The following is an 8,749-nucleotide window of genomic DNA, read 5'->3' as shown; positions in this document are numbered from 1 at the left end:
AGTAGAAGTCGTTGTTGATGTTGTCGTTGATGTAGTAGAAGTCGTTGTTGATGTTGTCGTTGATGTAGTAGAAGTCGTTGTTGATGTTGTCGTTGTTGATGTTGTCGTTGATGTTGTTACAGGAGTAAAAAGAGCACTTAAACAAATACTATCATTACCTGAAGGACAGCCCTGGATACCTTGGAAATGTAATCCAACGCTTTGGAACTGTGCCTCCGTAAACGCTGTAGTGGAACAAATAATAAATGTCCCCGTCTCACCTGGATTAATTCTTCCTGCTGGACCTGCAAATTTTTGTACAATACTGGCATTCGGGAGACAACCACCAGGACAATTCCCGCCACTTAGAGGGCCTTCAGGTCCTGGACCGGACACCTGGGTAAATGGACCCGGATTATTCACATTTAAACATAAGGAACCTATGAAACCTGTACTCAGCGGACTCGGACTATTGGCTACTACAATTTCTGCGCAACCGGCATTTGGTCCGCTCTGTATGATGCTTACTGTAACGGTAGCTTGTAAAAGTTGGGTACCTGGACATGGACCATCTCCCATAACAATTGCGATTACTGACATATAAATTTTACACTCCTTTTCAATAAAATTTAATGTGAAAAAAGAAAAAACCTGATCTTTATCACATTTTCCCTCTTTCCTCAAATATAGTATGTCCTTAGAGTAATAATGGTTTGGATGAATTCATCATTCATCATTGTAAATCTTTTATTTTGCTCTTCATGATTATTTCTTTCATTAAAAAGTGTTCCACTCTAAAAAACTAGTTTCATTCCACTAATGAAAATGATCACAATAATGAAAATACGTATATAGTTCGACGGCATCTTTGTTGTAAGTTTACTGCCGATGATCGCTCCTGGAATGGATCCGCATAGAAGATTGCCCACTAAGAAATAATCGATGTGTCCAAATCCGGCCATCAGGAGGCCTGAAATGGAAGTAAGCAAAAAAGCATGAGTGACATCTGTACCAACTAATTCGGAAGATTTCATATTGTAAACATATAAGATAAACAATGCAAAAAGGCTTCCCGATCCAATCGAAGTGATTCCTACGATGGCTCCGATGATGACTCCCGCCAGGATGGTCAGATGCCGTTTTTCTTCTAATGGCTTTACTTTCCAACGGTTAACTGAATGACGACCAAAAGTCATTTGAATCAATGTAATAGTGGAAATGATCATTAGAATAGAACCCAGCAAGAGCCTCACAAACTCTTCATTATAGTAGTCAGCTAGAAACAAATAAAATAGTATATTGGCCGTAACAGCAGACGGTATACTCCCGATGGCCAAATATTTTACCAGTTGAAAATGAACCGTTTTTTGTCTCGTATGTTGGATGGCCCCAACCATTTTTGTAATTGAATTATAGGCAAAGTCCGTGCCGATGGCGATCGTTGGATGAATGCCCATAAAAATCAATAACGGGGTAAGCAAAGCGGCTCCGCCGACCCCTGTCATTCCAACGAGCCATCCGACCAGCAATCCGATAAAAACAAATTCAATACTCACTTCCTATTCACCTCAAATGTCTAGTCATTTTTTTTAAAGCATCATACTCTATAGAGATAATAGATTTTAACTACTAATAGAGGTGATGTTTAATAATGGCAATATCCCCCCACGGCGGTCAATTAATCAATCGTTTTAATCCCAATTTGAATGTAGATGATATCGAGCAGCAAATCGAAATAGATGAGTTTACTCTTGCAAATCTAGAATGTATAGCTATTGGCGCATTTAGTCCTCTTCAAGGATTCATGGGGAAAGAAGATTATGAAAATGTACTTTATCATATGCGCTTGCAAAGCGGTTTGACTTGGGCGCTTCCTATTACATTATCGATTTCCACTAAAGAAGCACAATCCATCCATCATGGTTCTAAAGTGAAACTTGTTCATAGCCACAACGTTTATGGAGTTATTGAAATTGAAGAAATATATGAAGCAGATAAAAAAATAGAGGCTGAATACGTTTATGGAACAACCGATCACAACCATCCCGGAGTGGCAAAGCTTTATGAACAATCAGGGATTTATGCAGGCGGTAAGATTACGATGATGAAACGTCCAAAAAGAAAAGTGGCTGAAAAGTATTATTTGGACCCAATAGATACTAGAGCAGAGTTTGATAAACGGGGATGGGGGAAGGTTGTTGGTTTTCAGACACGCAACCCTATTCATCGCGCCCATGAATATATTCAAAAGTCAGCTCTTGAAACGGCCGATGGCCTTTTGATTCATCCATTGGTCGGTGAGACGAAAAAAGATGATATCCCGCAACATATTCGAATGGATAGTTATGAAGTGTTAATCGAACATTATTATCCTGAAAAATATACGATGTTAGCCGCTTTTCCAGCCCCCATGCGTTATGCCGGACCCCGGGAAGCCGTCTTCCATGCGCTTGTAAGAAAAAATTACGGCTGCACACATTTTATTGTCGGCCGCGATCATGCCGGAGTCGGAAATTACTATGGTACTTATGATTCTCAATTAATTTTTAACCGTTTTAAAAAAGATGAATTACAAATTGTTCCGCTCTTTTTTGAACATAGTTTTTATTGTAAAAAATGCCATGCAATGGCATCTTCAAAGACATGTCCGCATGATGAAACGGATCGATTCATTTTGTCTGGAACAAAGGTGAGAGAAATGTTAAGAAACGGAGAAAGACCTCCGATGGAATTCAGCCGTCCCGAAGTAATTGATACTTTAATAAAAGGACTAAGTTTGGAGGAATAAGCACGTGGACAAACCAAAAAAAGAGAATATTATTTGGCACGAAACGGCGATAACAAAAGAAGACCGTCAGAAATTACACGGCCAAAAAAGTTGTGTCCTATGGTTCACAGGATTATCAGGCTCGGGCAAGTCAACCTTAGCGAATAAAGTGGAAGAAAGGCTGCATTCTCTTGGGATTTCTACTTATTTATTAGATGGAGATAATATAAGATACGGGTTAAACAAAGATTTAGGCTTTCGGGAGGAAGATCGAAAAGAAAATATAAGACGTATCGGTGAAGTAGCCAAGCTATTTGTTGACAGTGGAATCATTGTCCTCTCCGCTTTTATTTCTCCATATACAGAAGACCGTCAAAAGGTAAGAGATCTTTTAAAAGAGGACGAGTTTATTGAAATATACACAAAATGTTCGTTAGAGGTTTGTGAGACACGAGACCCAAAGGGCTTATATAAAAAAGCAAGAAAGGGTGAGATTACCGATTTTACTGGTATCTCCTCACCCTATGAAGCCCCAGTTTCTCCTGAAATAACCGTCAATACGGAGAGTATGTCAATAGACAGTTGTACGGATCAAATCATTAGCTATTTGATGGATAAAAGATATATTTAGTATTTTGTTTAATGAAATAAAGTTCATTGTTGATTTTATTTTTAACTCTGAGTTCACATCCTACTTAATTTTATTCAGGGATGTGATCTCAGAGTTAAAACGTTTACTGTGAATAGTTTGCACTGATGCAGGCTGGCTTTATGTATTCCCTGAAAATCGAGGGGCAAATTTCTTTTGAAAAATATAGAAAGAGGCTGACGGGGAAACATAAAAAACATACTTCCCCGTCAGCTTCCAGAAAATGAATCATCATGAGAAATCTAGTAAAATCAAATATTAAAGAAGTTAATGATGAATCTACGGTGTTCTACTTAAAAAATTCTTTAAAGCTATATCCAAAAGCATTTATTTCCCTTTCGTACTTATTCACTATATTAGCTCTTTTAGTAGCGGGTAATTCCATCCACTTTTTTAAGTACTTCTCATTAGTGTTTGAATTGATTGGAAGTGCGACGTCGATAGGGTTACATTTAATAAAATTAGATATTGACTGTAATATATTTTCTGGATTAGCCGCCAATTCCTCATATTTAATTATAATGACGTTTTTTAGTAGTGGCAGATCTGTTTCCAGCTGCTTATGGCATAAAATCCAATGATCAATTAACTTTTCCAATTCTATATTTCTCCCTGAAAAAGCATTTGTGGCTAAAGAAACAGCGACAGGATGTCTTTTAATTACAATAAAATAGGAGTTCGGAAACATCTCCTGTAGAAAGCGGGTTCTAATTATATTTGGAGGTGACTTTTCCAACAAGATAGGCTTGGACAAATCCCAATGTTTTCCCCATTCAAAAAATAATTTATTTTTGTTTTCAGGTGTAATTAAATTAGAGTGTTCATCCAAATAAGAGGCTTGGTCAAAAGCGAAAACACCCGGTCCACCAAATCGCTTTGCCGGCGGGAATACTGTTTGTAAATGTTGTCCTTCGTCCATCGGCGAACCTGTATTACGGAAACCACTTACTTCATAATGTTCCCTAAGTAATTTAGATAAAATGGTCGTGCCGCTTCGGTGTAGACCACAAATGAATACAAATTTTTTCGAGTTCACGGTTTTCCCCCTATGAAATTTTTGATTTTTTGTTATACCAAAAAAATATAACATTTACATTGCGATACAAAAAATAAAAGGAGTAATTGGTATATTAGATCATTCCTTATTGTGCATGATGCTGGTATGCCTTCATAGTTGACAAATATATACGATAACATTATATGTGAATATATTTTTAGTGTTCGATAGGTGGCTTGTTCATTTTTCTTCACTTCCGTTGTTAAAATGATTAGGGGAATCTTACCATAAGTAACAGCGAGAATTAGCTTTCAAATGCAAAATCTAGGTTCAAGTTTGTTTATAGAAATGGCATTTCCATCCAATTTGTACACCCTTCCATTTCCATCTTCATATAAATAACATTAGGAACATTTTGAAACACAACAATCTTTAGATTATTTCTAGTTATATCTTCTCTGTACATTAATTTAAAAAGGGTGTGTGAAATGCGGAGAGCTGTTGTAGTGTTTGTAGAGGATAATAAACATTTATTGCTTCAATTGGGTTGCTTATATACCTCTCTAAAATATATACAATCGAATGATACTGATCTTGTTGTATTTGGAACAAAGGAAGCCTTAAAAAAAATTCCGGATGACTGTATAAAAGTTGAATGTGAGTTAGCCAGTAATCCTCCTGAATTTCTCCGTTATCGATTTATTAATTCAATTAGTTGTTTAGCGGGAGAGCAAGCAGCTTTTTTAGAGCATTACGATTATATTCTGAGAACCGATGCGGACACATTTTTAACACCCGCATGGAATTCCTTTTACCCTGCTTTCTATACTGTAGGACGAGGCGGTTATGTAAACGATGAAAAAACACGCTCCAATTTAAAAAGAATCTCATCACAATTTCATTTGCGTCATCAAGGGCTTCACAATCTAGGATCGACTCATTACGGTAATGGCTGGTTGGTAAGAGAAGTTTGTAAACTCGCGACAACTATTACAGCTCATATTTTGACAGAAGAATTTAAGGGTGATGAGGGAAAATGGCCTAGCTGGTATCGGGGGGTTGCGTCAATGTACGGTTGTGAAATTGCAGCTAACCATTTTGTAGATCAAATTACAATAGACCCAAAGAGACTTGATTATGGTAGTGCCTCATTAGAATCAATCGATAATCATCCGCACATACACTGTTGGCATACAAATAATATGTTTTCTAAGTTTCAATTTACGGCGGGAAAATATGATGATTTGAGTACCGATCATTTAGATATAAATAGGATCAGAGATTACTGTTTGTTTATAGCCTTAAAGTCGAAACAATTTTTCCATATTCAATAATTAAGTGTGTTTTAAAAACTTACATTACTTAAAATAACCTAAAGAATACTAGACAAGAAGAATCTAACTTCTTTTGGTTAATAAGTCACTTATGAAAGGCTGAATTTAAATGGAAAATAGAAAATTTTTAGTTTTAGGACATCCAAGAAGCGGTACCGGATTTATGGTGAAATTATTTCGGCAATTTGGGTATCAAATTGGACATGAAATTATGGGCAGGGATGGAATTAGCAGTTGGATGCTTGTAGTGGATGATTATCAAGTATATACTGACCTTACTCTTAACCGAAAAGATTTCACCTTTGACTACATTATAATGAATTTGAGACATCCTCTTGATATTATAAGCAGCAGTTATTTTACAGAAAATCCATCTAGGGTAAGTTTAGATTACCGTAAAAAACATCTAAATTTGGAAGGTTTAAATCGGGTAGAAGTAGCTGTAAAAAGTGTTCTTGATTGGTATAAAAAAATAGAACTGCAAAGACCTAATCTAAAAGTTTGTATCGATAAAAATCCAGAAGAAAAATTATTTTATTTTCTAAAGCGATTTGAAAATAAAGAATCATTATTACCAGTTGAAAAAATAGAGAGGAAAGTAAACGCAAGAAACCACCCTGATCTAACGTTCTCCTTTATAAAAGCAAATTGTAATAAGGATATCGTATTAGAGTTAGAGAATTTTTGTAATTTATACGAATATAAAATCGCGTAATCTCTCGAACAGTAAAGAGGAGGTTAGTCTAGCAAAATGATTATATCTCATAAACATAAATTTATCTTTTTGAAAACGAAAAAAACAGCCGGCACCAGTATCGAAATTTCATTGTCAAGATATTGCGGTGATAAGGATATCATAACGCCGATAAGTCCTGCTGATGAGGAGATTAGGGCCAAGCTTGGAATACAACCACAAAACTATCAAGGGAAATTTTATAATCATATTAGGGCAAAACACGTTAAGAATTTAATAGGAGAGGAAATATGGAACTCATATTATAAGTTTTGCTTTGATAGAAACCCGTGGGACAAAGTTATATCGCTTTATCACTATAGGAGTAATCCGGTCACTGTTACTTTCGATGATTTTTTAAAATCATCGGAGTTCCAGCTTTCATATAATTTTCCTATATATACGATTAATGATCAATTAGCCGTTGACTATATTGGAAAATATGAAAATTTAGAGAATGATTTGAAGATGATCTGTAATAAAATCGGTTTACCTTTTGATGGCTGGCTGCCCAGGGCAAAAGGGAACTTCAGGAAAAATCATCAACATTATAGAACGGTTTACAATAAACAACAAAAAGAATTAATCCAGCATTATTATAAAAAAGAAATTGATTTACTCGGATATGAATATTGAAACCCTTCCATTAACTTCTTAGCTAGACCATTCGCAGCCTCTTTCTAATCTACGCATCTCAAGCGTTAAGCTCTTTTACAGTAAGACCGATGATTACAACCGGGTATAATTTTGTCAAACACTCATATAAATTTTAAGGTAGATATTTTTAACAACGGGTTCGTAAAAGGGGGCTTGACGAATGAAAGTTGCGCTTCTAACCATGTTTAATGGTTTAGATAGTACGTACTCATTAGTAAATGTTGTAGCGGAACAAATAAGGATGTTGTTGGATGATCATAAACAGCCGATCATGCTTGTAAGTGAAAGTTGTCCGCTTGATGCGCGGCACGGAATTTTCTTGGATGAACGGATTGAATGGAGAAAAGTGACCAATCATCTCAACGGCAAGCAAATACATTGGAGAGACTATACACAGGCCAGTGGAAAAGTACATGATACCTTTTATCAGGAAGTGGATGTGATTGCGGATGATTTGGTAACAAAACTATCTGATGTAGATGCATGTATTATGCATGATATTCATTATCAAGGCTGGCATTTACTCCACAATGTGGCGGTGAGAAAAGCACAAGAAAAGCTGCCGCATGTCAAATTTATCGCTTTTACACATTCCGCTCCCGTAAATCGTCCCCCAAATCCTAAATGGCCGTTTTCAGCAAGGTTTACGCCCATGCCTAATACTTTATATATCTATCCTACCCAATCAGGAATTTCTGCGCTCTCCAAACAGTACAATGCTCCGGAAGGGAACTGCCGAGCAGTCAATAACAGCCTTGATTTGTTAAATTACATGAGCGATGAAGTCAAGCTGCTCGGACAGGAAGTTGACTTAATGTCCCCTGATATACTTGTCATTTACCCGGGGAGACTGACACCTGGAAAGAAATTTGAAAAAGTCGCATCGTTATGCGGGGCCATTAAGAAAAACTGCGAAAAGACGGTGAAAGTCATATTTTGCGATTTTCCAAGCGCGGATATCGGGACTAAGCAATATAAAGCTTTAATTAAGGCACAAGGAGCGGCATCCGGTTTAGAACATAATGATATGTTTTTTACTTCAGATATGAAAGCTTTTGAAAATGGATTCCCTAGAAAGGGTGTTTTAGAATTATTTTCCCTTTCTAATCTTTTTATATGTCCTTCTTTTTCTGAGTCGTTTGGACTAACCGTTTTAGAAGCGGCAAGTAAAGGGAATTTCATTGTATTGAATGAAAGGGTTCCTGCTTTGGAGGAAGTTGGAAAAGTATTGAATTCTTACTTTATGAAGTGGGATGCAAGAAATTTTGGGTATAATACCCACGAAACATACCACCCTTCCGAGGAAGCATATTTGAAAGAACATGCAGAAATTATTACCAATCTAATGCGTGAAAATCACGTAGTCCACGCGAAAACAATGGCAAGACAACGTTATAGTCCTCAATGGATATGGTTTAATCAACTAAAACCTATGCTGCAGCCCTTTTAAGTGTTAATCTTTCGCCAAAAGCGTTCGAAAAGGGTGAAAATCAACATTTTTTTACATGGCGTAATTGTAAGATAAGATAAAAGCAGATAGGTACAGTCCGATAGAAGTTCCTTTCCTTAAAATGGACCTATGTCAATAAAGTGGACATAGGTCCATTCGTCTGCGTATCGTATAAACTTGTGT

The 8,749-nt window shown here is 36.5% G+C and carries 9 protein-coding genes; 7 read left to right on the top strand and 2 right to left on the bottom strand.

The window, feature by feature from the left end; genetic code table 11:
- Positions 1-583, top strand: a 583-nt coding sequence (locus H540_RS34285) for a hypothetical protein (RefSeq protein ID WP_211241924.1), incomplete at its 5' end; no start/stop codon positions are given.
- Positions 584-773: 190 nt separating this feature from the next.
- On the opposite strand, the gene H540_RS0123310 is transcribed toward H540_RS34285, so the two are convergent.
- Positions 774-1,535: a sulfite exporter TauE/SafE family protein gene (locus H540_RS0123310; RefSeq protein WP_028402607.1), complete on the bottom strand. Its 762-nt coding sequence runs from the start codon at positions 1,533-1,535 to the stop codon at positions 774-776.
- 95 nt (positions 1,536-1,630) lie between these two features.
- Here H540_RS0123310 and sat point away from each other — a divergent pair, with 95 nt between their 5' ends.
- Both sat and cysC read left to right on the top strand, forming a co-directional pair.
- Positions 1,631-2,767 (top strand): sulfate adenylyltransferase, encoded by a 1,137-nt coding sequence (gene sat, locus H540_RS0123305; RefSeq protein ID WP_028402606.1) that lies wholly within the window; start codon positions 1,631-1,633, stop codon positions 2,765-2,767.
- A 4-nt stretch (positions 2,768-2,771) separates the two neighbouring features.
- A complete protein-coding gene (cysC, locus tag H540_RS0123300) occupies positions 2,772-3,377 on the top strand; it encodes an adenylyl-sulfate kinase (protein ID WP_028402605.1) in 606 nt (201 codons plus the stop codon).
- Between the two features lie 307 nt (positions 3,378-3,684).
- On the opposite strand, the gene H540_RS0123295 is transcribed toward cysC, so the two are convergent.
- Positions 3,685-4,431, bottom strand: coding sequence for a sulfotransferase family protein (locus H540_RS0123295; RefSeq protein ID WP_028402604.1), 747 nt, complete (start codon positions 4,429-4,431; stop codon positions 3,685-3,687).
- A 449-nt stretch (positions 4,432-4,880) separates the two neighbouring features.
- Between H540_RS0123295 and H540_RS0123290 the strand changes: the two genes are divergently transcribed.
- From H540_RS0123290 to H540_RS0123275, 4 genes are all read left to right on the top strand, one after another.
- Positions 4,881-5,726: a DUF7164 domain-containing protein gene (locus H540_RS0123290; RefSeq protein ID WP_028402603.1), complete on the top strand. Its 846-nt coding sequence runs from the start codon at positions 4,881-4,883 to the stop codon at positions 5,724-5,726.
- A 109-nt stretch (positions 5,727-5,835) separates the two neighbouring features.
- Positions 5,836-6,441, top strand: coding sequence for a sulfotransferase family protein (locus H540_RS0123285; RefSeq protein WP_028402602.1), 606 nt, complete (start codon positions 5,836-5,838; stop codon positions 6,439-6,441).
- A gap of 36 nt (positions 6,442-6,477) precedes the next feature.
- Positions 6,478-7,095: a sulfotransferase family 2 domain-containing protein gene (locus H540_RS0123280; protein WP_028402601.1), complete on the top strand. Its 618-nt coding sequence runs from the start codon at positions 6,478-6,480 to the stop codon at positions 7,093-7,095.
- A 181-nt stretch (positions 7,096-7,276) separates the two neighbouring features.
- Complete coding sequence (locus H540_RS0123275) at positions 7,277-8,566, top strand: glycosyltransferase (RefSeq protein WP_028402600.1); 1,290 nt, start codon at positions 7,277-7,279, stop codon at positions 8,564-8,566.
- Positions 8,567-8,749: the final 183 nt, after the last annotated feature.

Origin of the sequence: Ectobacillus panaciterrae DSM 19096 (assembly GCF_000430785.1) — a bacterium.
GTDB classification, from domain to species: domain Bacteria; phylum Bacillota; class Bacilli; order Bacillales; family Bacillaceae_G; genus Ectobacillus; species Ectobacillus panaciterrae.
This window is presented reverse-complemented; position numbering and strand designations above follow the sequence as displayed.

Bases quoted from the DNA above. Each gene is read 5' to 3' on its own strand.
- sat (WP_028402606.1), top strand. From the start codon at position 1,631: ATGGCAATATCCCCCCACGGCGGTCAATTAATCAATCGTTTTAATCCC.
- H540_RS0123290 (WP_028402603.1), top strand. From the start codon at position 4,881: ATGCGGAGAGCTGTTGTAGTGTTTGTAGAGGATAATAAACATTTATTG.
- H540_RS0123285 (WP_028402602.1), top strand. From the start codon at position 5,836: ATGGAAAATAGAAAATTTTTAGTTTTAGGACATCCAAGAAGCGGTACC.
- H540_RS0123280 (WP_028402601.1), top strand. From the start codon at position 6,478: ATGATTATATCTCATAAACATAAATTTATCTTTTTGAAAACGAAAAAA.
- H540_RS0123275 (WP_028402600.1), top strand. From the start codon at position 7,277: ATGAAAGTTGCGCTTCTAACCATGTTTAATGGTTTAGATAGTACGTAC.